The sequence below is a fragment of the Ferrimonas sediminum genome (assembly GCF_900100175.1).
Classification (GTDB): Bacteria; Pseudomonadota; Gammaproteobacteria; order Enterobacterales; family Shewanellaceae; genus Ferrimonas; species Ferrimonas sediminum.
Genome location: NZ_FNEM01000020.1, coordinates 1 through 25,432, shown reverse-complemented (window position 1 = coordinate 25,432; position 25,432 = coordinate 1). Strand labels below are relative to the sequence as shown.

General features: G+C 57.9%; 25 protein-coding genes. 18 read left to right on the top strand and 7 right to left on the bottom strand.

The annotated features are described in order from the left end of the window. Window positions 1–80: 80 nt before the first annotated feature. The 3 genes from BLT77_RS17360 to hslR form a co-directional block, all read right to left on the bottom strand. On the bottom strand, window positions 81–1,622 hold the full coding sequence (locus BLT77_RS17360; protein WP_090367765.1) for a phosphoenolpyruvate carboxykinase: 1,542 nt from the start codon (window positions 1,620–1,622) through the stop codon (window positions 81–83). Window positions 1,623–1,804: 182 nt separating this feature from the next. Further along, entirely contained in the window at window positions 1,805–2,668 is an 864-nt protein-coding gene (gene hslO, locus BLT77_RS17355) for an Hsp33 family molecular chaperone HslO (protein ID WP_090367763.1), read from the bottom strand. A gap of 13 nt (window positions 2,669–2,681) precedes the next feature. After that, complete coding sequence (gene hslR, locus BLT77_RS17350) at window positions 2,682–3,086, bottom strand: ribosome-associated heat shock protein Hsp15 (RefSeq protein ID WP_090367761.1); 405 nt, start codon at window positions 3,084–3,086, stop codon at window positions 2,682–2,684. A 259-nt stretch (window positions 3,087–3,345) separates the two neighbouring features. On the opposite strand from hslR, the gene gspC reads away from it, so the two are divergent. The 14 genes from gspC to cysQ all read left to right on the top strand — a co-directional run bounded on the left by gspC (window position 3,346) and on the right by cysQ (window position 16,324). Next, complete coding sequence (gspC, locus tag BLT77_RS17345; protein ID WP_090367759.1) at window positions 3,346–4,272, top strand: type II secretion system protein GspC; 927 nt, start codon at window positions 3,346–3,348, stop codon at window positions 4,270–4,272. Between the two features lie 20 nt (window positions 4,273–4,292). Continuing rightward, window positions 4,293–6,452 (top strand): type II secretion system secretin GspD, encoded by a 2,160-nt coding sequence (gspD, locus tag BLT77_RS17340; protein WP_090367757.1) that lies wholly within the window; start codon window positions 4,293–4,295, stop codon window positions 6,450–6,452. 3 nt (window positions 6,453–6,455) lie between these two features. Next, a complete protein-coding gene (gspE, locus tag BLT77_RS17335; RefSeq protein ID WP_090367755.1) occupies window positions 6,456–8,027 on the top strand; it encodes a type II secretion system ATPase GspE in 1,572 nt (523 codons plus the stop codon). A 3-nt stretch (window positions 8,028–8,030) separates the two neighbouring features. After that, a complete protein-coding gene (gene gspF / locus BLT77_RS17330) occupies window positions 8,031–9,248 on the top strand; it encodes a type II secretion system inner membrane protein GspF (protein WP_090367753.1) in 1,218 nt (405 codons plus the stop codon). Between the two features lie 21 nt (window positions 9,249–9,269). Continuing rightward, window positions 9,270–9,707: a type II secretion system major pseudopilin GspG gene (gene gspG, locus BLT77_RS17325; RefSeq protein ID WP_090367752.1), complete on the top strand. Its 438-nt coding sequence runs from the start codon at window positions 9,270–9,272 to the stop codon at window positions 9,705–9,707. Continuing rightward, the gene (gspH, locus tag BLT77_RS17320; RefSeq protein ID WP_090367750.1) at window positions 9,707–10,291 is read left to right on the top strand and encodes a type II secretion system minor pseudopilin GspH; all 585 of its coding nucleotides are present in this window, start codon (window positions 9,707–9,709) and stop codon (window positions 10,289–10,291) included. The genes gspG and gspH overlap by 1 nt, the downstream gene beginning before the upstream one ends. Beyond that, window positions 10,288–10,656, top strand: coding sequence for a type II secretion system minor pseudopilin GspI (gene gspI / locus BLT77_RS17315; protein WP_090367748.1), 369 nt, complete (start codon window positions 10,288–10,290; stop codon window positions 10,654–10,656). Before gspH ends, gspI begins: the two co-directional genes overlap by 4 nt. Next, window positions 10,637–11,401, top strand: a complete 765-nt coding sequence (gene gspJ, locus BLT77_RS17310; protein ID WP_090367746.1) for a type II secretion system minor pseudopilin GspJ — start codon at window positions 10,637–10,639, stop codon at window positions 11,399–11,401. The genes gspI and gspJ overlap by 20 nt, the downstream gene beginning before the upstream one ends. Further along, window positions 11,401–12,396, top strand: a complete 996-nt coding sequence (gene gspK / locus BLT77_RS17305; RefSeq protein ID WP_090367744.1) for a type II secretion system minor pseudopilin GspK — start codon at window positions 11,401–11,403, stop codon at window positions 12,394–12,396. The genes gspJ and gspK overlap by 1 nt, the downstream gene beginning before the upstream one ends. Continuing rightward, window positions 12,393–13,592 carry a type II secretion system protein GspL gene (gene gspL / locus BLT77_RS17300; RefSeq protein WP_090367742.1) on the top strand — a complete coding sequence of 400 codons (1,200 nt, stop codon included), beginning with the start codon at window positions 12,393–12,395 and terminating at the stop codon, window positions 13,590–13,592. Before gspK ends, gspL begins: the two co-directional genes overlap by 4 nt. After that, window positions 13,589–14,065 (top strand): type II secretion system protein M, encoded by a 477-nt coding sequence (locus tag BLT77_RS17295; protein ID WP_090367740.1) that lies wholly within the window; start codon window positions 13,589–13,591, stop codon window positions 14,063–14,065. Before gspL ends, BLT77_RS17295 begins: the two co-directional genes overlap by 4 nt. Before the next feature lies 1 nt (window position 14,066). Next, window positions 14,067–14,819, top strand: coding sequence for a type II secretion system protein N (locus BLT77_RS17290; RefSeq protein ID WP_090367738.1), 753 nt, complete (start codon window positions 14,067–14,069; stop codon window positions 14,817–14,819). 115 nt (window positions 14,820–14,934) lie between these two features. Further along, window positions 14,935–15,486 (top strand): ADP compounds hydrolase NudE, encoded by a 552-nt coding sequence (gene nudE / locus BLT77_RS17285; RefSeq protein WP_090367736.1) that lies wholly within the window; start codon window positions 14,935–14,937, stop codon window positions 15,484–15,486. A 25-nt stretch (window positions 15,487–15,511) separates the two neighbouring features. Continuing rightward, window positions 15,512–16,324, top strand: a complete 813-nt coding sequence (gene cysQ / locus BLT77_RS17280; protein WP_090367734.1) for a 3'(2'),5'-bisphosphate nucleotidase CysQ — start codon at window positions 15,512–15,514, stop codon at window positions 16,322–16,324. A 27-nt stretch (window positions 16,325–16,351) separates the two neighbouring features. Here cysQ and mnmH read toward each other — a convergent pair whose 3' ends face one another. Together mnmH and selD are read right to left on the bottom strand one after the other, a co-directional pair. Continuing rightward, window positions 16,352–17,449, bottom strand: a complete 1,098-nt coding sequence (mnmH, locus tag BLT77_RS17275) for a tRNA 2-selenouridine(34) synthase MnmH (protein WP_090367732.1) — start codon at window positions 17,447–17,449, stop codon at window positions 16,352–16,354. Further along, window positions 17,449–18,489: a selenide, water dikinase SelD gene (selD, locus tag BLT77_RS17270; RefSeq protein WP_090367729.1), complete on the bottom strand. Its 1,041-nt coding sequence runs from the start codon at window positions 18,487–18,489 to the stop codon at window positions 17,449–17,451. Before selD ends, mnmH begins: the two co-directional genes overlap by 1 nt. Window positions 18,490–18,763: 274 nt before the next feature. Between selD and BLT77_RS17265 the strand changes: the two genes are divergently transcribed. Continuing rightward, window positions 18,764–20,065 (top strand): endonuclease/exonuclease/phosphatase family protein, encoded by a 1,302-nt coding sequence (locus BLT77_RS17265; RefSeq protein ID WP_090367728.1) that lies wholly within the window; start codon window positions 18,764–18,766, stop codon window positions 20,063–20,065. A gap of 189 nt (window positions 20,066–20,254) precedes the next feature. On the opposite strand, the gene BLT77_RS17260 is transcribed toward BLT77_RS17265, so the two are convergent. Beyond that, entirely contained in the window at window positions 20,255–21,376 is a 1,122-nt protein-coding gene (locus BLT77_RS17260; RefSeq protein ID WP_090367726.1) for an acyl-CoA desaturase, read from the bottom strand. 145 nt (window positions 21,377–21,521) lie between these two features. On the opposite strand from BLT77_RS17260, the gene fabR reads away from it, so the two are divergent. Together fabR and BLT77_RS17250 are read left to right on the top strand one after the other, a co-directional pair. Then, window positions 21,522–22,163 (top strand): HTH-type transcriptional repressor FabR, encoded by a 642-nt coding sequence (gene fabR, locus BLT77_RS17255; protein ID WP_090367724.1) that lies wholly within the window; start codon window positions 21,522–21,524, stop codon window positions 22,161–22,163. A gap of 215 nt (window positions 22,164–22,378) precedes the next feature. Continuing rightward, the gene (locus tag BLT77_RS17250) at window positions 22,379–22,966 is read left to right on the top strand and encodes a hypothetical protein (RefSeq protein WP_143026673.1); all 588 of its coding nucleotides are present in this window, start codon (window positions 22,379–22,381) and stop codon (window positions 22,964–22,966) included. A gap of 71 nt (window positions 22,967–23,037) precedes the next feature. On the opposite strand, the gene trmA is transcribed toward BLT77_RS17250, so the two are convergent. Then, the gene (gene trmA / locus BLT77_RS17245) at window positions 23,038–24,138 is read right to left on the bottom strand and encodes a tRNA (uridine(54)-C5)-methyltransferase TrmA (RefSeq protein ID WP_090367720.1); all 1,101 of its coding nucleotides are present in this window, start codon (window positions 24,136–24,138) and stop codon (window positions 23,038–23,040) included. 135 nt (window positions 24,139–24,273) lie between these two features. Between trmA and murI the strand changes: the two genes are divergently transcribed. Next, entirely contained in the window at window positions 24,274–25,041 is a 768-nt protein-coding gene (gene murI, locus BLT77_RS17240) for a glutamate racemase (RefSeq protein ID WP_090367846.1), read from the top strand. The last annotated feature ends 391 nt before the right edge of the window (window positions 25,042–25,432 follow it).

Below are 25,432 nucleotides of genomic sequence, written 5' to 3'. Positions count from 1 at the left end.
GGGCGATTGTTTTAGTCACGATGCACTAAACGTAAAAAAGCCGCCCTCAACGGGGCGGCCCGGTGGTGATGCCGGAATCGTTAGCGTTTCGGGCCGGCGTCGATGATGGCTTGAGACACATCGTATTTAACAAAATTTTCGCTAAATTCTGCCGCCAGCTTGGCCGCGTAGCGATCGTATTTGTCCTTATCGGCCCAGGTCTGTCTCGGGTTCAACAGAGTGCTGTCGACGCCGCTGACCGCCACCGGTACCGTCAGGTTCAGTTGCGGCAGGTGCTCGGTCTTGGTGTTGGCCAGTTCGCCGGAGACGATGGCATCGATGATGGCTCGGGTGGTGGGGATGTCAAACCGTTGTCCCAGGCCGTAGGGGCCGCCGGTCCAGCCGGTATTCACCAGGTACACCTTGGTATCGAAACTCTCTATCCGCTTCATCAGCAGCTCGGCGTACACGCCAGCGGCCCGGGGGAAAAACGGCGCGCCAAAGCAGGTGGAAAATGTCGACTCAATACCGTCTGCGGCCCCCATCTCGGTCGAGCCAACCTTGGCGGTGTAGCCGGATAGGAAGTGGTAGGCCGCGGCCTCTTTGCTGAGGCAGGAGACCGGGGGCAATACCCCGGACACGTCACAGGTGAGGAACACCACCGCGTTGGGTTCGGCGCCGCGGTTGGCGGCGATGCGACGTTCGATGTGCTCCAGCGGGTAGGCGGCACGGCTGTTCTGGGTGAGGCGGTCATCGCCATAGTCCGGGGTGCGCTGTTGATTCAGAACCACATTTTCCAGCACGGCTCCAAAATGGATGGCGTTCCAGATGACAGGCTCGTTCTTGGCGGACAGGTCGATGCACTTGGCGTAGCAGCCTCCCTCGATGTTAAAGACGCCCCCGGGGGCCCAGCCGTGCTCGTCGTCGCCGATCAGGGCGCGCTTGGGATCCGCCGACAGGGTGGTTTTGCCGGTGCCGGACAGGCCAAAAAATAGGGTGGTATCGCCGGTCTCGCCGACGTTGGCGGAGCAGTGCATCGGCAGCACCCCTTTGGCCGGTAACAGGAAGTTCTGCACCGAGAACATCGATTTTTTCATCTCGCCGGCGTAACGCATGCCCGCCAGCAGTACCTTGCGCTGGGCAAAATGGATGATTACGCAGCCGTCGGAGTGGGTGCCGTCTCGCTCGGGTTGGCACCGGAAACCGGGGGCGTTGTAGATTTGCCATTCCGCCTTGTCGGCCTGATTGTACTTCTTGGGCACAATGAACAGGTTGCGGGCAAACAGTTGTTGCCATGCGGTTTCGGTGGTCACTCGTACCGGTAGGTAGTGCTCGGGGTCGGCCCCTACCTCCAGCTCGGACTGAAAACACTCTTTCTCGGTCAGGTAGGCTTCCACCTGCAGCCACAGGGCATCGAATTTGTTGCTGTCGAACGGTCGGTTGACCTGGCCCCAGTCGATGTCGCCTTCGGTGCTGGGCTCTCGAACGATAAAGCGGTCGTTGGGGGAGCGGCCGGTTCTGGTACCGGTTTCGACACAGAGGGCACCGTTGTCGGCGAGGACGCCCTCGCCACGTGCCAGTGCTTGCTCAACCAGTTCACTGGTGGAGAGGTTGGACAAGACACGCATCCTGCATGTGGTCATACTATTTTGACTCCTTGGCGCGATGGTCAGGCCATCAGCCTTATTCAAATTTTTTTGGGACTGGGTTGAACATTTACTGTTCAATGAGGAGTGTAGCGAGGATAGGCGTAAAGATCGATGTTCGTGAGCGGGATCACATGGCGACCTGGCGGTCGCCATTATTCATTGATAGCGGGAATCTATCAGTGTTGTTGATCAGACTGCGGGGCGTTGCCGGACCACAGCGCTTCCAGGTCGATGCGATCGAAGCGGTAGTTTTCGCCGCAGTAGTCGCAATGGATGTCGATCTGGCCCCGCTCTTCGACGATCTCCAGCAGTTCATCCTTGTGCAGGCTGGCCAGGGCGTTGAGGCTGCGTTGCTTGGAGCAGCCGCACTTGAAGCTGACGTCGGTGGCGTCAAACAGGCGAACCTCCTCCTGGTGATAGAGGCGGTGCAGTACTTGCTCTGCTTCCAGGCCGAACAGCTCGTCGGCCTTGACCGTATCGGTCAGGGACTCCAGGTGTTCAAACTCCACATCCTGCTCCTTGTCGCTCTGAGGCAGGACCTGCAGCAGCATGCCGGCGGCGTTGATGCCATCGGCGTGCAGCCACAGCCGGGTCTTCAGCTGCTCAGACTGGTCAAAGTACTGCTCCAGGCAGCCAGCCACACTGTCTTCGCTCAGGCCGACGATGCCCTGGTAGCGCTCGCCTTCGGTGGGGGTGATGGTGATCACCAGCTGACCGGTGCCGATCAGCTCACGCAGATCCTGATGCTCCGGCTCTCCTTCCCAGCGGGCGATGGCGCGCAGTTGCTGGTTGTGGTTGCCGTTGACGGCTACCAGGCTGACCGGACCATTTCCCTGCAGCTGAACCGCAATTTCGCCTTCGAACTTCAGGATGGCGGTCAACAGGGAGGTGGCGGCCAGCATTTCGCCCATCAGAGTGGCGACTTGCTTGGGATACGGCTTGCCGGCCAGCATCTGCTGGTAGCTGTCTTGCAGCTGCACGATTTCACCGCGGACGTCGGCTTGTTCGAACAGGTAACGGTGTAGTTTGTCTTGGCTCATGATGGTCTCTCGTTTACTGCTGTTTCAGCTTCATGATTTGGCGGCGTTGTTTCTTGTCTGGGCGAACCGAGGGGTTGGCCATTCCGGCTGCCAGGATGTGTCGAGATGTGGAGGCGGCCTGGCGTTTTTTCAAGCTTTGTTCGGTTTCAAGATACAGCTCTTGTGCCAGTGGTGCGGATAAACGCTTCTCGGATAAGCCTTTTATCACCACTTCTTTTTCATCATGTCCCTGCCACAGTTTTACCATCCCGCCGACAGAAACCTGACGACTGGGCTTGCATCTTTGGCCGTTATAGTGGACTTTGCCACCACTGACCATTTCCTGGGCCAGCGCCCGGGTTTTGTAAAAACGCGCAGCCCACAACCATTTATCCAGGCGGACAGCAGTAATTTCAGTTTTGGTACGTTTTTTGGTCATGGTTCAGTGTCAGATTATGAAAAGAGTGACATAACGGCAGCTTTTAAGATCAAAAACTGGGGAGGCCTCACAGCGCGGTGTGGCCGCCAAAGGTAGCATAATTGGCTAAATTTGACCATTATTCGCCTATCTACTTTTATTGTCCAAGTATTATGCTTGTTCGTACGGCAGACCGTGGGTTAGCATGAATATTTGCGAAATTTCTTTCTAAATGAACTCGATAATGCTGCTGGCTGGATGAGTAAAGAGCACTAATTATATGGATTATCTGCAGCAAGGGCTTCACGGTCTTGCAAAATTGCCACAAGCGGCCATTGCCCGCGTTCTCACTCTGTTGTTGGCTGTCTATGCCATCTATATCGCATCTCAGTTGACCTGGATGTTGGTGCCCGAGGCTCAGGAGCCGGCGGCGGTATGGCGACCGTCGGTGCAGCAGTCCGGCCAGAGTGGGGCACTGGACTTGGCTCCGGTGCAGCGGTTGTCGCTGTTCGGCGATGTCGATAAGAGCAAAGAATCCAACAAACCCAAGCCGGTGGACACCAGCTTGATCACCGATGCGCCCAAAACCACCCTGCGTATTCTGCTGACCGGTCTGGTGGCCAGTTCCGAGCAGGAGCGTGGCATCGCGGTGATTGAAAGTGCCGGTAGCCAGGAGACCTATGGCATCGGCGACAAGATCAAGAGCACCTCGGCTAGCCTGCATGAGGTGTATGCCGATCGCGCCATTATTGTAAACCGCGGCCGCTACGAGACCCTGATGCTGGACGGCATCGAATACAGCAAAACCATCTCCGAAGAGACTAAGAGGCTGAAAACCGGCACTTCTGAGCCTCGGACCCAGGATATGCGCAATAATAACAAAGTGTCGGCGCAACTGGACGCCGCCCGCACGGATCTGCTGACCGATCCCGGTAAGCTGACCGACTACATCTCAATCAGTCCGGTGAAAGCGGACGGTGGCCTGAAAGGCTATCGCCTCAATCCCGGTAAAGACCGCGCCCTGTTTTCCGATGCTGGATTGAAATCCGGTGATCTGGCGGTGGCCATCAATGGATATGATCTCACCCAGATGTCAGAGGCGATGCAGTTACTGGCGGAGTTGCCGGAGCTGACGGAAATGGCCGTGATGGTGGAGCGTGAAGGTCAACTTACTGAAATTATGTTTAGCCTGCCCAACCAAAAATGATCGAGGCTATGGGGAATACAATGAAGACACACACACGCCGAACGCCTTGGATTCGCAATCGCATTGCAGCGGGTCTGATTGCCGGAGCTTCGATTTTTGCTATGGGTACGCCAGTGATGGCGGCTCAGTATGCGGCCAACTTTAAAGGCACAGACATTCAGGAATTTATCAATATTGTTGGTAAAAACCTGCAAAAAACCATCATCGTCGATCCGACGGTTCGCGGCAAAATCAACGTCCGCAGTTACGACCTGCTCAACGACGAGCAGTACTACCAGTTCTTCCTCAGTGTGCTGCAGGTGTATGGCTATGCCGTGGTCGAGATGGACGGTGACATCATCAAGGTGATCAAGGGCAAAGATGCCAAGAACGCCAACATTCGGGTGGCGGATGAAGAGCGTCCCGGTGCCGGCGATGAGATGGTGACCCGCATCGTGCCGCTGTACAACGTCGAAGCCAAGCAGTTGGCGCCACTGCTGCGCCAGCTCAATGACAACAGCGGCGGCGGTAATGTGGTTAACTACGACCCCTCCAACGTACTGATGATCACCGGCCGGGCCTCGGTGGTGAACAAGCTGGTGGAGATCGTCAAGCGGGTCGACCTTCAGGGTGACACCAAGGTTCAGGTGGTGAAGCTGCAGTACGCGTCGGCAGCGGAGATGGTTCGCATCATTGATGCCCTGTACCGCAGTGGCGGCCAGCAGAGCAGCGCCAGTGGCAGCGTTCCCAAGGTGGTGGCCGATGAGCGAACCAACTCGGTGGTGGTCAGCGGTGATGAGAAGGCCCGTAAGCGGGCGGTGCAGTTGGTGCACTCGCTGGATCAAGACATGCGTAACTCCGGCAACACTCAGGTATTCTACCTCAAGTACGCCCAGGCGGAGGAGTTGCAGGAGGTGCTGTCCGGCTTTGCCGACAGCCTGGAGAAAGCCGACGAGGCGTCTAAAGGCAGCAGCCGTTCCGGCAGCAAGAGCCAGGGCATCACCATCATGGCCCATGCCGACTCCAACGCCCTGGTGATCAACGCCCAACCGGATCAGATGCAGGAGCTGTCGAGCGTAATTCGCCAGCTGGACATTCGCCGCGCCCAGGTGCTGGTGGAAGCGATCATCGTTGAGATCGCCGAAGGCGATGACATCGCCTTCGGGGTGCAGATGTACTCCGAGGCCGGCGGTTTGACTCAGTTTAACAACGGTACCGGTGTCACCATCGGCGAGATTGGTGCCGGTTTGTGGGATGCGCAGGAGACCGAAGGGTCGACCGTGTGTAATGACGGTACCTGTACCGAGAACCCGGATACCCCTGGCGACATCTCTACCCTGGCTGCGGCATTGGCCAAGGTTAACGGTATGGCCTGGGGCGTGCAGTTCGGTGACTTCGGTGCTCTGCTGCAGGCGGTGGCGTCCGACACCAACTCTAACGTGCTGGCCACCCCGAGCATCACCACCCTGGACAACCAGGAAGCCAGCTTCATCGTCGGTGACGAGGTGCCGGTGATCACTGGCTCCGCCGCCAGCTCCGGTAACGACAACCCGTTCCAGACCGTAGAGCGCAAAGAGGTCGGCATCAAGCTGACCGTTCGGCCTCAGATCAACGAAGGTGATGCGGTGCAGATGGAGATTGTTCAGGAGACCTCCAACGTCAACGGCCGGACCTCGGTGGACGTAACCTTTGGTAAGCGGGAGCTGAAAACCACGGTGTTGGCAGACTCTGGCGAGACCATTGTCCTGGGCGGCCTGCTCAACGAAGACGTGCAGGAAAGTGTCTCCAAGGTGCCGTGGCTCGGTGACATCCCCTACTTGGGGGCGCTGTTTACCTCCACCAGTTCCAAAAAGACCAAGCGCAACCTGATGATCTTCATTAAGCCCACCATCATTCGTGATGGGGTGACCATGAATGGCCTGTCTGGCCGCAAGTACAACTACATCCGTGCCGAGCAGTTGGCCCAGGATGAAGAGGGCGTGGCGCTGATGCCGTACACCAATGTACCGGTATTGCCAGAATGGGTTCAGCCTCAGAACCTGACTCCGGAAGCCAAGGCGATTCTGGATAACTACCAGAACGGCAACGACATGAATACGCCGATTCGCGACGACAGTGGCTGGATGAACGAGCAGCTGGACAGCCTCAAGAAAGACAAGACCAACGGTCTGGGCACCGACGTGCCGCCGGTCAAGGAGTAATCAATGAGTGAGTCGACCCATAATGACGCACTCGAGCAGGCCGTAGAGCAGGCGGAGCTGGACAGCGAAGCGGTGGCGGCTGAGGCCGAAATTGATGGGGAGCTGGACGCTGGCCATCAGCGCCTGCCTTTTGCCTTTGCCCGCCGTTTCAGCCTGGTGCTGGATGAGCTGGAGTCCGGTGAGTTGGTGCTCAGCTACGGCCCGGCTTGCACGCCCAAGGCGATGCTGGAGGCCCGCCGTATCGCCGGGGGGGGCATCAAACTGCACCCCCTGGATCAGACGGCGTTCGAGCTGAAACTGACCGAGGTCTATCAGCAGGACAGCTCCGAAGCTCAGCAGCTAATGGAAGACATCGGCAAGGATGACGATCTGACCTCGCTGGCAGACGAGCTACCGGAAACCGAAGATCTGCTGGATGCCGAGGACGATGCGCCGATCATCCGGTTGATCAACGCCCTGTTGTCGGAAGCGATCAAGGTCGGGGCGTCGGACATCCATGTCGAAACCTATGAGAAAGAGCTGGTGGTGCGTTTCCGCGTCGATGGCGTGCTGCGTGAGGTGCTTAAGCAGCAACGCAAGATCAGTTCACTGCTGGTGTCGCGGATCAAGGTGATGGCCCGTCTCGACATCGCCGAGAAACGGGTGCCCCAGGATGGCAGGATCTCGCTGCGCATCGGCGGTCGTGCCGTGGATGTGCGGGTGTCCACCATGCCCGGCTCTCGCGGTGAGCGGGTGGTGCTGCGTTTGCTGGACAAGAACCAGGCGATGCTGAACCTGAAACAGCTCGGGATGAGCAAACCGATTCGGGATCAGTTCGACGAGCTGATTCGCAAACCCCACGGTATTTTGCTGGTGACCGGTCCCACCGGTTCCGGTAAATCCACCACCCTGTACGCTGGTCTGACCGAGATCAACAGCCGTGACCGAAACATCCTGACCGTTGAAGATCCCATCGAATACGAGATCGAAGGCATCGGCCAGACCCAGGTCAACACCAAGGTCGACATGACCTTTGCTCGGGGCCTGCGCGCGATTCTGCGTCAGGATCCCGACGTGGTGATGGTGGGTGAGATTCGGGACTTGGAAACCGGCTCCATTGCGGTTCAGGCGTCATTGACCGGTCACCTGGTAATGTCGACGCTGCACACCAACACCGCCGCCGGTGCCATTACCCGTTTGCAGGACATGGGGGTGGAGCCGTTCCTGGTGTCCTCCTCGTTGCTGGGGGTACTGGCGCAGCGCCTGATCCGGACCCTGTGTAAAGAGTGCAAGCAGCCCCATGAAACCAATGCCCGCGAGATGGACCTGCTGGGCCTGTCTCAGCCGGCCACCATCTACCGTGCCTGTGGCTGCGACGCCTGTAACCAGACCGGTTACCGGGGCCGGACCGGTATTCATGAACTGCTGGTGGTGGACGACGCCATTCGTGAACTGATTCATGGCGGCCGTGGCGAGCTGGCCATCGAGAAATACGTGCGTCAGTCGGTGCCGTCCATTCGGGCCGACGGTTGCTTTAAGGTGCTTGAGGGCCAGACCACCTTGGAAGAGGTGCTTCGGGTCACTCGGGAGGAGTAAAGCATGGCGGCGTTTGAATATAAGGCCATGGACAGCCGTGGCCGGCAGGTAAAAGGGGTGATCGAAGCCGATACTGCCCGCCAGGCCCGCAGCCAGCTGCGTGAAAAGCAGCTGGTACCGCTGGACATCCAGGTGGCCTCGGCCCGGGAAAAGAGTAAGCAGACCGCCTCGTTCACCCTGTTTAAGCACACGCTGTCCACCTCGGATCTGGCGATGCTGACGCGTCAGCTGTCGACGCTGGTGGCCGGTGGCCTGCCCATCGAAGAGGCTCTGAAGGCGGTTGCCGAGCAGAGTGAACAGCCGAAGACCAAGAGCATGGTGATGTCGGTGCGCTCCAAGGTGGTGGAAGGCTATTCCCTGGCCGAGTCGATGCGCGAGTTTCCCCACATCTTCGACGAGTTGTATGTGGCCATGGTGGCATCCGGCGAAAAATCCGGGCATCTGGAGGTGGTGCTGGAGCGCCTGGCTGATTACAAGGAGCGGCAACAGGAGCTTAACTCCAAGCTGATTCAGGCCATGGTCTACCCCATCATCCTGACTCTGGTGGCCATCGGTGTGGTCTCCTTCCTGCTGGTGGCGGTAGTGCCTCAGGTGGTGGAGCAGTTCAGCTCCATGGGCCAGTCGCTGCCGTGGACCACACAGCTGTTGATCGATTCCTCGGAATTTTTACAGAACTGGGGCCTCTATATACTAGGGGCCATCCTGGTGGCGGTGATCGGCTTTAAGCAGTCGCTGCGCAATCGGGACCTGAAATTGAAGTGGCATACCGCGGTGTTGAAACTGCCGGTGGTGGGTCGGGTGGCCCGCGGCTTGAATACCGCCCGTTTCGCCCGCACCCTAAGCACCTTGTCGGCGTCCGGGGTGCCGTTGCTGGAAGCGATGGGCATCGCCTCGGATGTGCTACTGAACCTGAGGGTGCGTGACGCGGTTGCCGAGGCCACCACCAAGGTTCGTGAGGGAGCCAGCCTGCGCGCCTCCCTGCAGCACACCAAGCTGTTTCCACCGATGATGCTGCACATGATCGCATCCGGTGAGAAATCCGGTGAGCTGGACAACATGCTGGCCCGGGCGGCCGATAACCAGGATCGGGAGTTTGAAACCCTGGTCAGTGTGGCCCTGGCCGTCCTGCAGCCGTTGATCGTAGTGACCATGGCTGGCGTGGTGCTGTTTATTGTGGTGTCCATCATGCAACCGATGATGGCAATGAATACCCTAATTTAATTAAGTTTTTAGAGGTCAGAAATGAGAAACAAACACAACCGTCAGCGCGGTTTTACCCTGCTGGAAGTGATGGTGGTACTGGTGATCATCGGCATTATGGCGTCGATGATTGCGCCCAACCTGATGGGCTCCAAAGACAAGGCTGACATTCAGAAGGCGGTGGCGGACATCGTGTCGTTGGAAAATGCCATGGACATGTACCGTCTGGACAACAACATCTACCCCACCACCGAGCAGGGCGTGACCGCCCTGGTGAATCGTCCCAACTTCTCTCCGGAGCCTCGCAGCTATCGTGAAGGTGGCTACATTAAGCGTCTGCCGAAGGACCCCTGGGGCAACGATTACGTATTGCTGAGCCCGGGCGAGAAAGGCCGCTTTGACCTGTGTTCCGCCGGCCCGGATTTCCAATTCGGTTCTGAAGATGACATCTGTAACTGGAACCTGACGGACTACCAGTAATGCAGACCTCGCCTCGGCACCAGCCGGGATTTACCCTGCTGGAGATCATGTTAGTGCTGGTGCTGATAGGGGTGGCCGCTATGTCGGTGACCCTGACTGTCGGCGGCGATCCACGCCAGGAGGCGCTGGATAAAGCCGCCAACGAGTTTGCTTCTGTGGTGTCCATGGCACTGGAGGAGTCGGTGCTGTCCGGTCAGGAAGTGGGTGTGGTGGTGGAAGAGGATCACTACTTTTTTGCCCGCTTCAATGTCGACAAGGACGACTGGGAACCGTTGCAGGCGGAACGCCTGTACCGGGAGCGGCAGATGCCCGAAGGGGTATTCTTGAGCCTGTCCATCGAAGGCATGCCGCTGGCACAGTCCGATGAAGAGGATGAGAGCGAGTTTGGTCTGGATGAGTCGCTGTTTGAAAAGTCGGACGAAGAGAAAAAAAGCAATCCAGAGCCGCAGCTGTTGATCCTGCCTTCCGGGGAGATCACCCCGTTCTCCCTCCAGTTTGAAGACGATACGGCTCGCCCCACCCTGATGATTGAGCTAGAAGGCAACGCCATCGGTGACATCGTGCGCCTGGAGGAGGAGCGGTGAGGCATCGCGGCTTTACCCTGTTGGAGGTGATGGTGGCCCTGGCGGTATTCGCCATGGCCGCGGTGGCGGTGGTTAAAAGTGCCGGCGAACAACTGGCGGCGGTGCCCATATTACGAGAGAAAACCTTTGCCACCTTTGTGGCCCACAACCGCATGGTGGATGCGCGGCTGGAGTCGGCGTTTCCTGAACTGGGTAACGGCAAAAAGGGGCGGGTGGAACTGGCAGACCAGCAGTGGTACTGGCGTCAGGAAGTGATTAAGACCGGAGACGAAGAGTTCCGGGCAATTCGAGTTAAGGTCAGCCTGGATCCCGGCTTTGACCCCATCATCAGCGAGGTGACCACCTATGTGGCCAAACCGGACTAAGGTCTCCGGCTTCACCCTGCTGGAGATGCTGCTGGCGATGGCGATTTTTGCCCTGCTTGGGGTCGCCACGGCCGGGGTGCTGACTAATGTGCTGTCGGTGAATGAAACCAGCGAGACTCACCATCTGCGGCTAAAGCAGGTTCAGCGAGCCATGTCACTGATGCAACGTGATTTTGAGCAGCTGGTAATGCGCCCGGTTCGCGGGGATGGTGCCGAGCCCAGCGATTCCAACTATCAGTTTGGTGATGGCTGGATCGACTCCGATGCCGACGGCATCAGCTTTTATCGCCTGGGGTGGCTCAACCCCAGAGGCCAGTTGCCCCGGGGCACACTGCAGCAGGTAGGTTATCGGCTGCAGGAAAATCAGCTGCAGCGGCTGCACCACATCTACCCGGATCCCGTCGAGGGGGAAGACCCGCAGGAGTTGGTGTTGCTGGACAAGGTCGTGGACCTGAAGTTTGCCTTCTTTGTGGACGATAAGTGGCAGACCAAGCTTAACGGCAGCCCGCTGGCCCGGGCGGTGTCGGTGAAGATGGAGCTGGAAGATTTTGGCGAAGTGGAGCGCCGTTTTCTGCTTCCTGACGGCGTCGGCAGTGCCCAAAATGACGCCAACAATGGCGACAACGATAACGGCGGCAGCAACGGAGGCAACAACTCCGGCGGCAGTAACGGAGGCAACAACTCCGGCGGCAGCAACGGTGGCAACAACTCCGGTGGCAGCGGCGGCAACGAGGAGGGCAACTGATCGTGAAACGACAACAGGGCATCGCCCTTCTGACCGTTCTGCTGGTACTGGCCGTGATGACAACCATCGCCGCCTCGTTCAGTGAACGCAGCCGGTTGGCGGTGCGGCGCACGGTGAACCACAACCAGTATGAGCAGGCCTATTGGTTTGCTCTGTCGGCAGAAGAGCTGGCCAAGCGAGCGCTGAAGCAGGATATGGAAGATGCCGATGGTACCGTCCATCTGCAGCAGTATTGGGCCACCGCCGATGTGATCTACCCCGTCGAGGGCGGACAGATCATCGGCCACCTGGACGACATGCGCAGCTGTTTCAACATCAATGCGCTGTCTCAGGGGCTTACTGACGATGAGAAGAAGGCCAATCCCAATCAGAAGCCGCTGGTACAGAAGCAGTTCCAGGCGATGCTGGAAGAGATTGGTTTTGATCTCTATATGGCTGAGATGGCGGCGGAACGGTTGCATGATTATCTGGATGCGGATGACCGTACCCAGGGCAGCTATGGTGCCGAAGATGCGGATTACGAAGCGCGGGAGGTGCCCTACCGGGCGGCTAATCAGCCGATGTGGCACCACAGCGAGATGCGGGCGGTACTGGGGATCAGCCAACCGATGTACAAAGCGGTTAAAGATTACGTCTGTGCGATTCCAGGCGATTCGACTCAGATCGTCAACGTTAACACCGTACCGGTGGAGCGGGCGTCATTGCTGGTGGGCATGTTCAATGGTGAGCTGAGTCGTTCGGAAGTGGAAGATTTGATCGGCAACCGTCCCCAGGACGGTTGGGAGAGCATTGACAAGTTTTGGGAAGAATCGGTGGTGCAGAGTGTCAAGCTGGATGACAAAGCCAAGAGCAGCTTTGTGGTCGACAGCAGTCATTTTCGATTCCGTGGCGCCGCCAAGGTGGATAACACCATCTTCCGGCTTGAGAGTATTTTACAGCGGTCGGGAGGCACACAGTTTGTGGTGCTGACCCGACAGTATGGAGGCCAACAGTGAGCGAACGATTAGTGGTGCGTCTGGGCGAGCGTGCCGATGCGCCCATTAGCTGGATAACCTGGTCAGAAGAGCAGCAGGCGGTGATAGGGTCAGGGGTGCTGCGCGACGCATCGTCTCTGTCCAGTCTGACTGAGCGTGCCGGCGGCCGACCGGTGGATGTGCTGGTGGACTCCAGCGCCCTGACCCTGACTCAGGTGACCCTGCCAGCCAAGATGGCTCGTCAGGCCATAAAGGGCCTGCCCTTTATGTTGGAAGATGAGCTGGCCGAAGACGTGGATAAGCTCCACTTTGTTACCGGAGAACGTGACGGCGACGAGTTGGCCGTCAGTGTGGTCAGTCATCAGCAGATGGCAACCTGGCTGAGCTGGCTCGGCGATGCCAAACTGGTGCCTAACCGCATTGTTCCGGATGTGCTGGCTCTGCCGTGCCCCTCTGCTTGCGCCGGCGCGGTCATGCAACTGGAGCAGCAATGGCTGTGCCGGTTTGGACTGGGAGGAAGCTGCATCGATCTGGATTGGCTGCCAATGGTGGCCGGGGAGCAGGGTGACATCGAGCAGCCGACGCCCGTCGCGACCTTTACGCCGGCACCGGCGGACATCGACGGCATCGACTGGCAGTACCAGCAGCTGGATCTGCCGATGCAGGTATTGGCTCAGGGGATGGCGCAGTCGCGATGCAACTTGCTCAGTGGCGATTATGCTCCAAAGCGGGAGTATGGCCGGGTCTGGCAGATCTGGGGCAAGGTGGCCGCGGTGGCGACGGTGACCCTGTTGCTGTCTATCGCCTATCAGGGGATGCAGTGGTATCAGCTTGATAGCAAACGGACGGCGATCCGGGCCGAGTCCGATGCCATCTACAAACGGCTGTTCCCCAATGAACGGGTGAACGCGGCGCTGCACCCCAGCCAGTTGATGGCGTCTAAGGTTCGTGCCATGGGAGGCGGCAACCAGAAGGGGCAGCTGCTGACTATGTTCGTGCAGTTGCAACCCGCTTTTGCCGCTATTCCCGATCTGAAGCCGGTGTCACTGCGCTACAACGCCGATCGCGGTGAACTCAGGTTGCAGGTTAATGCCAAGAGCTTCGCTCAGTTTGAGCAGTTTCAGCAGCAGGCCGGCTCCCAGTTTGTGGTGGAAACCGGCGCAATGAATAATGAGGAGCAGGGGGTCAGTGGCGCCCTGACGGTGAGGACACGATGATGGCAGCAGTGAAACTCTGGTGGAGTAGATTGAATCCCCGTGAGCGGCAGATGCTGACCCTGGCGGCGCCGTTTCTGGTGGTCGGGCTGTTTTACTGGATGGTGTGGCAGCCTTTGGGGAACGCCGTGATCCAGGCCGAGCGTGGTCTTAAGTCGGAGCAGGCCAAGCTGGCCAGCCTCAAGGCCGACGCCGGTCGCTACCTGAGTCAGAAGTCCGGCGCTGGCACCCAGGCGCGAGGCAGCCTGAGTCAGCTGGCTACCGAGAGCGCCAGGCAGTTTGCCCTGTCCATTGACCGCATGCAGCCCCAGGGGGATAAGTTGCAGGTATGGCTGGATGAAAGCAGTTTCGACGGCTTGTTGAATTGGCTGTCCTACCTCTCTGAGCAGGGCGTACGGGTGGAAGCGCTGGATCTGTCCAGAGCCGATGCCAATGGCAAGGTAGAAGTTCGGCGCTTACAGCTGGTGAAGGGGTAACATGCGTTTTGTAAAATATGGCGTCGCCGCATTGGCGTTGTACATTCTGTTTCTGGTGATTACGGTGCCGGTCTCCATGGTTTGGCAGTTGGCTCCTAAACCGAAAGGGGTGCAGGTGCTGGGGCTGGAGGGCAGCCTGTGGCAGGGGCGCGCTGCGACCCTGACGGTGTCGGGACGGACGCTGGAGAATCTTAGCTGGAAGGTGGCTCCCGGGTCACTGCTGCAGGGAAAAGTGGAAGCGGCGGTATCGGTGAGCGGTGCGATCAGCGGTCGCGGCACGGTGGCCTATGGCCTGTCTGGATTGGAGGTGGAAGGCCTGCGACTGGACAGCCCGGTGTCGGTGCTGGTGGGCAAACGACGGTTGCCGTTCCGCACCCAGGTGGCCGGCGAGATCAATCTTAATCTGGCCGACGGTGCCCAGGGGCAGCCCTGGTGCGAGCGTCTCGATGGCCGCTTGATGGTGCAGCAACTGGATGTGAATAACCAGTTTGGCCAGTTTCCTCTGGGCAACCTCAGCAGTAAACTCAGCTGTCAGCAGGGCAATTTGATGCTGACCATGACTGAACAGGATAACCGCATCGGAGTCTCCGGTACCGCCATGCTGAAAGCCAATATGCAGGTTGAGCTGGATGCGCGGATTCGGGCTACCGACAGCCAGCCGGAAGCGCTGACCAAGTCTTTGGGTTTCCTGGGGCAGGCGGACGCCAGTGGTGCCTATCCGCTGCAGTACTCTGGCCGCATCCCCGGTTTTTAGCGCCGGCTTACCGCAACAGGGTCGCTTCGGCGGCCCTTTTTATTATGTGACCAATATCAAATCGACAGGCGAGTGTGTATGCTAATCCCATACGCAACCCTGAATCCTGGAATCCATGAGTTCGCAACAAAAACCGCAGATTATCCACACCGAGCTGGTGGCCAAAAGCCGGCTGTTTCGTGTTGAGCAGGTCCATCTCAAATTCAGTAATGGTGTCGAGCGTGTCTATGAGCGGATGCAGGGCGGATCCCGTGGCGCGGTGATGGTGGTACCGATGCTGGATGAGCACACCGTGTTGCTGGTAAAGGAGTACGCCGTCGGCACCGAAACGTACGAATTGGGTTTTGTTAAAGGGTTAATTGATCCCGGTGAAGATGAGCTGCAGGCCGCCAACCGCGAACTGCAGGAGGAGGCCGGCTTTCAGGCTGAACGCCTGACGCCGCTAATGGAAGTGGCGCTGGCACCAGGGTATTTTTCAAGCAAAATGATTATCTTGCTCGCTCAAGGATTGACGCCTAGCAAGTTAGAAGGGGATGAGCCTGAACCGCTGGAACTGGTGCCCTGGCCCATTGCCGATCTGGACGGGTTGTTGGCGCGGGCGGATTTCTCCGAATCCCGAGCGATCAGCGCCTTGTTTTTGGCGAGAAAAGCGCTGAAACTTAGTTAGAGATTTGCCACAGTAGGTAGAGGTTGTGGAGAGAAATAACACGCTGTTAGAACCCGTAATTGAGATTGCGCGTCAGGCTGGCGAGCAGATCCGAACGATTTATGAGCACGGTCAATATCAAGAGATCACCAAGTCCGACAATACCCCGGTGACCAGCGCCGATCTGGCGGCCCATGAGCTGATCGTGGCTGCCCTGGCCAAACTGGCGCCGGAGATTCCGATTCTTTCGGAGGAAGATGCCGACATTCCCTTGAGTGACCGCCAGGCCTGGGGCCGTTACTGGTTGATTGATCCCCTTGATGGCACCCAGGAGTTTATCGCCGGCAGCGGTGACTTTGCGGTTAACATCGCCCTGATTGATAACCATGTTCCGGTGATGGGGGTGGTGTACGCGCCCATCTCCAAGGTGTGCTATTTTGCCGGCAAAGGCCTGGGCGCGTTTAAGCGTGCCAATGGCATCAACAGTCCCATTCACAGTCGTGAAGCGGCCCTGGTCGACGAGGAGATGGTGATCGCCGTCAGCCGCCGTCAGCGCCTGGAAGCGGTGATCGACTTGTTGGAGCCGGGTCGCAATTATCGCTTTGTGCCCTTTGGCAGTGCGTCGCTGAAAAGCTGCATGGTGGCCGAAGGGGAAGCGGACGTATACCTGCGCCTGGGGCCTACCGGAGAGTGGGACACCGGGGCATCGCAGTGCATTGTCGAGCAGGCCGGCGGACGGATTCTGGATATCGACCTGCAGCCATTGTCTTACAATGAGCGTGAAAGTCTGGAAAACCCCAATTATCTGGTCATGGGGGCGCCAACGCTGCCCTGGCGCGAGATTCTGCAGCACGCATAAAAAAACGGCCCCTGAGGCCGTTTTTTATTATTGAGTTCCGGCCTTGTGATCCAGCCATTGATGGACATCCTGATGGTTGCCCTGAAACACCACCCGTTGACGCCGCTTTTCCAGTTGATGACGGTACATGGGGTCGTAGTACTCCTGCAGCAGGGTGTCGATCCACTGCCGGTGCCCGTCCAGGTCGCCGCTGGGCTGACGCTGCAGCGCGTGCTCCATGATCCCTCGGAGTTGGCGGTACTTCTGATCGCCGAGGCGCTTCTGAATTCGATCCAGCGCGCCCAGCAGGTGGCCCTGGAAGTTGGTATAACCCAGCTCCTCGCCGTCCCGGCCGATGAAGGCGCTGGCCATGTCGGTGACGTAGTCCTTTAGGATCCGCTCGATGCGGTCGTGTTGCGATACCTCCAGCAACACCAGCGGCGCTGCCTGCATCCGCTCATGCATCTCCAGCGGCAATGACACCCGGCCGATAAGGCGGCTCTCATCCTCCAGCACCAGCTGCTGATGCTGTTGCTGATGCTTCATCAGTGCCACGGCGAGGGCGTTTTCAAAGTCAATCTGAACCGGCTGTTCGGTGATTTGGCGGCCAAAGCTGGAGCCCCGGTGATTGGCCAGCCCCTCCAGATCCACCATGTCCTGACGGCACTTGAGAAAGTCGGTCTTACCACAGCCGGTCATGCCGCCGATGATCCACATCGGTGCCTGCTCGGTGATGGTGTCGGTCTGTGCCATCAGAAAGCTGCGCATCGCCTTGTAGCCGCCCTCAATGTAGGGGCGCTGATGACCGGTTTCGGCGATCCACTCCTGGCTGAGCTGGCTCCTGAGGCCGCCTCGGAAGCAGTACAGGTAGGCATCCGGGTGACGCTCAAGGAACTCGCTCCAGGCTTGCTGCCGCTGTGCCTTGACCTTGCCCTGAACCAGTTTGTGGCCCAGCTCTATCGCCGCCATCTGTCCCTGTTTCTTATAACAGGTTCCCACGGCGGCGCGCTCCTGGTCGGTCATCAGCGGCAGGTTGATGCTGTTGGGAAAGGCGCCTTTGGCAAACTCTACCGGCGACCGCAGATCGATCAGAGGACGGTCGGAGAGCAGGATGTCTCGATAGTGGTCGGCACTGACAGTCGCCATTATTCGGTTACCTCAATGCGGCCTTCACCCAGGGGGGCGGTCAGGGTGCCGATGGGGTGCAGTGGCAGCTTAGCGGATGCCAGCAGGGCTTCCACCTGGGCAATGGCATGAGGCTCCACCGCGATCAGCAGCCCGCCTGAGGTTTGAGGGTCGCACATCAGGGTTCGGCTGCGCTCATCCAGGGGAGGCAGCTTGTGGCCGTAGCTGTCGAAGTTACGGCCGGCCCCGCCAGGAATGCAGCCTTGGGCCAGATAGTGATCGACCTGATCCAGCAGCGGCAATTTGGACAGAGAGACCCGGGCACGCAGGTTGGCGCCTTCGCAGAGTTCAATCAGGTGACCGGCCAAGCCGAACCCGGTGACGTCGGTCATGGCGCTGACGCCGTCGATCTGTGCCAGATCGGCGCCGATGGTATTCAACTGGCACATCGCTTCCACGGCGATGCCGTCGTGTTCTTGCGCCAGTTTCTTCTGTTTCTGGGCGGTGGTCAGAATGCCGACTCCCAGAGGTTTGGTCAGATACAGGGTGCTGCCGGCGGTGGCAGTATCGTTACGCTTAAGCTGGGGCAGGGGCACCTGGCCGGTGACTGCCAGGCCAAAAATTGGCTCCGGGGCATCGATGGAGTGCCCTCCGGCCAGCATGATGCCGGCGTCGCGACAGGCGGCGCGGCCGCCTTCGATCACCTGTTGCCCCACTTCTGCTGGCAGCAGGTTGACTGGCCAGCCGAAAATAGCGATGGCCATGATGGGACGGCCGCCCATGGCGTAGATATCACTGATGGCATTGGTGGCCGCAATGCGGCCAAAGGTGAAGGGATCATCGACGATGGGCATAAAGAAGTCGGTGGTGCTGATAATGCCGGTGGTACCATCCAGATCGTAGACGGCAGCATCATCGCGGCTGGCGTTGCCGACCACCAGGCGCGAGTCATCAAAGGGCGTAAGCTGACTGGCCAGCAAGGTATCCAGTACCTTGGGGGAGATCTTGCATCCGCATCCCGCTCCGTGGCTGTATTCCGTCAGTTTGATGGGTGTGGTCATCGTCGTTTGCCTGTTTCGGTTTCGGTGGAAATGAGACAGATGATACCCCATGCGAAGGCCAAGGGAATCTATGTTGGTTCAGATTCCCACGATTAAATTAGGTTGTCATTGCTTTATAATCACGACTCAAATTGCTTAGGTGCTGGATTTCAAAGGAAATTCGGCTTCCGGTAAACAATCCCATCACAATCGCGCAGCATTTATGTCCTTGATTTAGTTCACCTTTGGTCGTAATTTGAGCGCCTGTTTAGTTAGTCCATCCAAGAGAGTCCCGATGAATTTGAAACCCATGTTAGCGGTGACCACGGCACTGTGGCTCAGTGCCTGCAGTGATTCCAGCAGCACTTCGGATTTCAGCGACACCATACGCTTTGCCACCTACCATGCCGACATGGAGTTTTCCGATTACAACCAGGCTCTGAGCGAAACCGGCAGCGGCAATGAGCCGCGCCTGCAAAATGTGGCCGAGGTGATTCAGCGTGCCAGGCCGGATGTGCTGCTGGTGACCGGATTCTCGGGTGCCGATGGGCTGGGCGGTGAAGAGTACCGCAAGCGGGCACTGGAGCTGTTTGTCAGTGAATATCTGAATCAGGCGCAGGATCCGGATCTGGACGCGGTCAGCTACCCCTATCTGTACCTGGCCAACAGTAACTCGGGCATCCCGGTTCTCGATGACCTGAATAAAGACGGTTCGGCGCCGGGCACCCTGCCTTTCGATGCCAAAGGCTATGGCCATTATGCCGGTGAAAAGAGCTTTGCGCTGCTGTCTCGTTATGCCCTGGATGAAAACAACGTCCGCACCTACCGACAGCTGGAGTGGAAGAGAGTGCCTACCGCCGATGGTCAGCAGAAGCCCCAGGATGGCAGCGGCAATGATTGGTTTGCCTCCGAAACCTGGAACAGCCTGCCATTGATGGACACCAACTTTGTCGACATTCCCATGAAGCTGCCAGACGGTCGCATAGTACAGCTGTTGGCGACCTACCTGGGTGAGCCAGCCGAGGTGGATGCCTCCAACCGGGCTTATATGCGCAACCGCGCCCAGGTGGAGTTCGTGGCCGATTACATCAGTCAGGACTACAACAGCTACATCGTTAATGACGATGACAACAGCCGTCGCGTCACCGGTGGCTACGACAGTAGCCGTCCCTTTGTGCTGATGGGCAACTTCTACAACGATCATGAAGGTGCCTGGGCACTGGGCGCCGATGGCGCTCCCAGCTATCGCGCCGATTCCGCCGCCATGCGGACCCTGGTCAACTCCAGCACCCTGCACCGCTTTACCGGGGTTAACTGGGAAGCACCGACCAGCGCCGCCGGGGTAGATTATGCCCAGACCACGGCCAGTACCCACAGTATGCCCGGCATCATTACCGGCCTGAATGCACTGCGTAACGATTACATCATGCTGGAACAGCAGCTTAAGTTCGTGGATCAGGGCATTGTCTGGGCCCAGCTTGGTGACGATGGGGAGGCGCTGTTCTATCGAAACAATGGCCAGGGCCAGATGGTGAATGACCCCCAGGCCAGTTCGTCTCACCGCTTGGTGTGGATGGACGTCAGCTTTAGCCAGTAGGCGAGGTTACCCCGTCACACAGGGTCAGCCAAAGGCTGGCCCTGTGTGTTTGTGGCTGCGGTTAATGACGGTTTGCCTGGGATCAGAAGCGGTGTTGGCCCCTGCCTCTAATCCTGATAGAAGCGCCGCTGTCCGCGATGTTGGAAACACCGGCCCTGCGGTTGCCACTGTGGCAGCGTAATGGCCTGATCAGAGTTTGGCCAGTGTGGTCGTTGCCAGCTGTTGCCTCAGTTTCAGCCATTGTTGCTGCTGCTCCTGCAGGCACAGTTTCATCTCTTTTAGCTGCGCCTTGGCACTGCTGTCCAGATGTTGTCGCTTCTCCTTCAGAGTCTGCTGCTTGATTTGATAGTAAAGCTTCATCCGCTCCAGTACGCTCTGGTATTGGTACTCCAGTTTGTTGAGCCATTCCTCCGGTAGCCCCCGATCCAGCAACATCGCCTTACTCTGCTTAAGTTGCATCTGCAGCTTGGCGGTTTCGATGCGTTCTGCCGGCACCTCCCTCAGGTTGGACGCCAGTTTCAGTTTAGCCAGGGCGCCAATGAGCCACTTGGTGGGGTCGAAGTGGAACCAGCGAATGCCATTGCGCCAGTCATACTCAAAGGTATGGTGGAAGTTGTGGTAGCCCTCGCCGAAGGTCAGCAGGGCGATGACACCGTTGTCGCGGCTGGACTGCTTGTCGCTGTAGGGCTGGCTGCCCCAGATGTGGGCCAGCGAGTTGATGAAGAAGGTTCCGTGATGCATCGCCACCAGTCGTACCACGCCAGCCATCAGCAAGGTGCCCCAGAGGTCACCAATCAGCACACCGGCCAGCAGAGGCAGGGCGATATTGGTGGCCAGCACCAGGATGGCATAGTGCTTGTGCTGGAACATCACGATGGTGTTTTTCTGCAGATCCCGGGCGTTGCTGTAATCCGGCTCGCCCTGATAGTTACGCAGCATCCAGCCGATGTGGCTGTACCAGAAGCCGCGGCTGGCGCTGTAGGGATCTTTGCTGTCGTGGTCCACATGCTTATGGTGGCGACGATGATCCGACGCCCAATGCAGGATGCTGTTTTGCAATGCCATGGCACCGCCAATGGCCAGGAACCACTGTACCGTGGGGTGGGCCGCATAAGCCTTGTGGGACCAGAGGCGGTGATAGCCGGCGGTGATCGATAGGCCGTTCCAGGCCCACAGCAGCACGGCCAGCACCAAGGTTTCAGTTTGATAGCCCACGAGGTACCCATGCAGGGGAGCGAGGGTCAGTGCGGCCAGAGCGGTGAGCCCGAAGATAAGGGCATTCAGTATGATCAGTGGCGGTTTAGGATTCATCCGTGATACTCATTCAGCTTACATCTGTGCGCTATTTTGGTGATCTTTGTCGAAGAACTCAAGTGACAATTGATATAGGTCGCAGGTGAGCTTTGCCGACATTCAAGTTAGAATGGTCGACTTGTTCATTAAGGGTAGTAAATCAATGGGGATTCGAGCACAGCAAAAAGAGCGCACCCGGCGCGCATTGTTGGACGCGGCATTCAATCAGCTGAGCGCTGAGCGCAGCATCTCCAACTTGAGCCTGAGGGAAGTGGCCCGGGAAGCTGGCATTGCTCCAACCTCGTTCTATCGTCACTTCAAGGATATGGAAGAGCTGGGTCTGACCATGGTGGACGAAGGGGGCCTGACACTGCGGCAACTGATGCGTAAAGGTCGGCAGCGGGCAGAAGAGGGGGGCAGCGTGATTCGCGCCTCCATCGAGACCTTTATGGAGTTCATCGACAGCAACCCCAATGTGTTCCGCTTGCTGTTGCGGGAGCGCTCCGGTACCTCGGCGGCGTTTCGTGGCGCGGTTAACCGGGAGATTCGTCATTTCATCGATGAGTTGAATCACTACCTTCAGGCTAAAGCCGGCCGCCGGCCGGATCTGGCCTATGCCCAGGCCGAAGCACTGGTGACGCTGGTGTTTGCCAGTGGGGCCGAAGCGTTGGATCTGAATAAAAAGGAGCGGCAGGCCCTGGCCGAGAGGCTGATCATCCAACTGAAAATGATCGCCAAAGGCTCGGAGTCTCTGCAGCGAAGTGGCCGAGAAAAAGACCTGGAACCACAGGTTAATCAACCATAAATCAATAGCTTGACTTCCTTTTGTGATAGGCTGGATTGAGTCGGTAATCGAGTTATAATCACTGGCGCAATGAAAAGGAAGGTCTTGTGATTTTGAAACAACTTCAGGCTGTAGCGGTGTCTGTTGGGCTGAGTGCCGCGGTCTGTGGCTGCACAGACTCGGCGGTGGCCGAATAAGCGTTCAACGCCGAAACGCTTTGGACGGGAACGGTGTCGGTGGCGGGGTTTGGTCGCCAGGCGTGCTTCCCCGGGTCCAGTTTTACCCGGCCGGGGTATGCCCTAAAGACCGACAGCGGCCAGCTGCTTCTCGGTGTGTTTTCTCCCTCTTTTCTAACACCGGGTCTGACGCTGTCGGCCTCGAATCAGCTGTTGCCGGTGAACGAGGGGCAGACGTCACGGCGGGCTCAGGTGCGTCAAACAGACAGTGAGTTACAGGTATCCGCGTTTGCCGACCGCTATTGTGGCTCCGATGCCGTGACCGGTTCGCCGGAAACCATGATGGGAATTGCGGCCTGGGATGCCAGAATGGCTCCGTCCGATGCTCAGCTTGCAGAGTTCACTGCACCACTGAGCAGCTGTACCTCTGACGGCTGCGTGGAGATTGACGCCAATGGTGCAGTGATCGTCTGCCATCAGAGCACCTGTACTCAATGGGGCACACTGGACCTGTCAACCTCGTTAACGGGACGGTTGGCGTTCGGCGATCAAAGTGGTTTTCTGTATTACTACCGGGTTGAGGATGTTTGCCTGGGCATCATACACAGCGATGAGGTCAATTTTGGCTTTGTCGAAACCTGCCGTTAGCCTAGTGCCAAGGTACCGGTGACAAAAAAGCGCAGCCTCTTGGCTGCGCTTTTTGTTGGGGCGGTCAGGGCTTACTTACGCTCCAGCAGCACACCCGCTTCCATATGGTGGGTGTAGGGGAACTGGTCGAACAGCGCTAACCGGGTGATCTTATGAGTCTGGCCCAGGGTTTCCAGGTTATCCAGCAGGGTGTCCGGGTTACAGGAGATGTAGAGGATGCGGTCGTAACCCTGGACCATCTTCTCGGTGGCCTTATCCAGACCGGCACGGGGTGGATCCACAAAGATGGTGTTGCAGTTAAAGGCGGTCAGATCGATGCCCTTCAGGCGACGAAACTCACGGACGCCGTTCATGGCATCGGTAAAGTCTTCGGCGGACATGCGAATGATGGTGACATTGTCGATGCGGTTGGTAGCGATATTGTGCTGGGCCGACTCGACCGATGGCTTGGCCAGTTCGGTGGCCAGAACCCGTTCGAAGTTTTGTGCCAGCGCCAGAGAGAAGTTGCCGTTGCCGCAGTACAGCTCCAGCAGATCGCCGCTGCTGTTTCGAGTGCAGTCGACCGCCCACTCCAGCATCTTTTCTGCCACCCGGCCGTTAGGCTGGGTAAAGCTGTTTTCAATCTGTCGGTAATGCATCGGGGTGCCATGAACCGTCAGGGTTTCATCGACATAGTCCCGTTCCAGGCAGATCTTCTGTTTCTTGGCCCGGCCAATGATGTCGACCTTATAGCCCTGTTGCTGCCATTGTTCCCGCAATTCGGCAATACCGGTTTCCCAGGCCTCATCCAACTGGCGGTGATACAGCATGGAGATCACCAACTCGCCACTGAGGGAGGAGAGGAAGTCCACCTGGAACAACTTGAACCTCAGTGCCGGAAAGGGTTTGATGGCAGCCATCAGCTTGGGCATAAAGGTGTTGATGAGCTCGCTGGCGGGCAGGAACTGATCGGTACGAACCTTGCCGCCCTTGGCCTGGTCAAACATGATGTAGTACAGGTCGTCTTCATCGTGCCAAACCCGGAACTCCGCACGCATACGGTAGTGGGTTGGCTCGGAGGCAAACACCTCCAGATCCGGAGCATTAAAGGGCGCAAACATGGTGGTCATGCGCTCGCATTTTTGTGCCAATTGCTTATCGTAATTAGCTGGATCAAGAGCTTTCAGATCCATGGGGGTCTCCGGTAGCTGGGTAAAAGAGGGGGAATTCTAACCAAGCGCCACCGTAAGTCTAGTCCTCTTGGTAAATGCTCGGCTCTGTGTGAAAATCATCAGCTGCCATTTTCGCGATAGATGACCCTGATTTCCATGAGCTCGATACTGTTGTTTGATTCCGGTGTAGGCGGCTTGTCAGTCTATAGCCATATCAGGCAGGCGTTTCCCGCCTGGCCGATCCATTACCTGGCTGATAATGCTCGCTTCCCCTATGGGGAGCTGGAGGACCAGGTGTTGGTGTCGGGGTGCGTGTCGCTGATTCATGAAACGGTCAACACCCTGAAGCCAGCATTGGTGGTGGTGGCATGCAACTCGGCCAGTACCCTGGCCCTGCCGGCATTGCGGCAGAGGTTGTCGGTACCGGTGATTGGTGTGGTGCCAGCAATTAAGCCAGCGGCCCTGCTCAGCCGCCGCAAGGTGATCGGCCTGTTGGCAACGCCGGGAACCGTGTCGCGCTCTTATACCGATGAGTTGGTGAATCAGTTTGCTGCCGATTGTGAAGTACTTCGTCTGGGCAGCAGTGAACTGGTTCGGCTGGCGGAGGATAAGCTGGCCGGGCGGCCGGTATCGACCTCTGTGCTGGCCTCTATATTGCAGCCCTTTATGGGGAAGGGTGCTCGTCCCGATGTGGTGGTGCTCGGATGTACCCACTTCCCTCTATTAAGAGAAGAGTTGTCAGCGGTACTGGGGCCAGACGTTGCCCTGGTGGATTCCGGTGATGCCATTGCCCGGCGTGCTCAAACCTTACTTAGCGATCGACCTCAGGCGCCGTTGACGGTACCGAACCAGTATTTGTGGAGTGGGGCGGCCCCCGGAATGGAGTTAAAACCTCTGTTACGCGGCTACGGGTTTGATCTTTAACCTGAACTTGTTTGCTTTTGAGCCTTTTAGGTCAGAATGATCACAAACGGTCTTTTTTATCGAAAAACCCTCTTGCGTTCCGCTGGAAGCTCCCTATAATGCGCTTCCTGTCGACGGGGCACAGCGGCTTACTGAGTAAGGCACTGAGCAACAATTCGACACTCGGAAAAGCCTTTGAAAATAACGCTTGACGGGGATTGAGGAAAGCGTAAGATACGCAGCCTCAGCAACGGGAACCACGGTTCACTTTGCAACGTTCTTTAACAATTAGTCAGACAATCTGTGTGGGCACTCGCGCAGGATTGATATCTCAAATATCAATGTTGCACTGAGTGACTATAACAAGTTAATTCAGTAATTCATTGAGTCGAAGTCTTCGGACTTCAAAAAA